This is a genomic window from Leptolyngbya sp. CCNP1308 (genome assembly GCF_034932455.1).
Taxonomy (GTDB): Bacteria; Cyanobacteriota; Cyanobacteriia; order Phormidesmidales; family Phormidesmidaceae; genus Nodosilinea.
The window spans coordinates 1-872 of record NZ_JAYGIH010000032.1 but is presented as its reverse complement, the minus strand read 5'-3'; the positions used below and the strand labels follow the sequence as shown (position 1 = coordinate 872).

Sequence of the window (872 nt, the reverse complement as noted above, 5' to 3'; positions counted from 1 at the left end):
CGAATCCGGCTTTTCAACCACCCCCAGCACTTTTCAATGCGATTGAGGTCAGGAGAATACGGTGGAAGATAAACCACTTCACAACCTGCCGATTCAATCAACTCGGCAATGCGTCCACCATGGTGAAAGGTGGCATTATCCAACACGACCCAGTCTCCGGGGCACAACTCTGGAATCAAACAGGTCTCCAACCAGGTTTCAAAGACAGTGCGGTTACACGCCCCTTCGACCGTAAATGGAGCCATGAGTTGATGCCCTCGATACCCGGCGATCAGGTTGACGCGCCCACCGCGCCGCCCGGATTTAAGGTCATAGCACCGCTCACCCGCCGGGGCATAGCCGTATCCGTAGGCATCGCGCTCATCCATCCCTGACTCATCCACATAAACCAGATGCCGAGCCCTAGGCTCAGGCACTTGAGCTATAAACGCCTGTCGCTTTTGCTCATCGCGCTGACGGTAGCCGTAGGTCTTTTTTTTCGTGTCCAGTTGATGACGCTTAAGGCCCGTGAGATGGTTCGTTGACTCATCTGGCCCGGCCAACACTCCGCCATCTCAGCTTGGGTTTTGTCACGATGCTGCTCGGCAAAGGCGCGAAACCCATCCCAATCGGTAATCCGTCCCTGGCGGCGGGCCTGGGAATTGACCTGAGGCGCTAAGCTGCCGGTCTCCGCTTTACGCTTGAGCCACAAGTCGATGGTGTTGCGACTGATCCCAAAGGCAACACTGGCTTCGCTCTTCTTCATCCCATCCAGTTCGATGGCATTAATGACCTTTTGTCGCAAATCGAGGCTGTAGGGTTTGGCCATGGCACGCAGGTGGAGATGTCTCTACCTCTAGATTATGTCCTAATCAGACTGGCTATAGCTATAC

Annotated in this window: 1 protein-coding gene; it reads right to left on the bottom strand. The window is 54.8% G+C overall.

From position 1 onward, the window contains the following. Nucleotides 1–808, bottom strand: a protein-coding gene (locus tag VB780_RS08460) for an IS630 family transposase (RefSeq protein ID WP_323350697.1) whose coding sequence is annotated in 2 segments (ribosomal slippage) — nt 1–476 and nt 479–808 — 806 coding nt annotated over the 2 segments. Because the reading frame shifts where the segments join, the coding sequence is not laid out codon by codon here. This gene is flagged as partial in the annotation. Between the last annotated feature and the right edge of the window lie 64 nt (nt 809–872).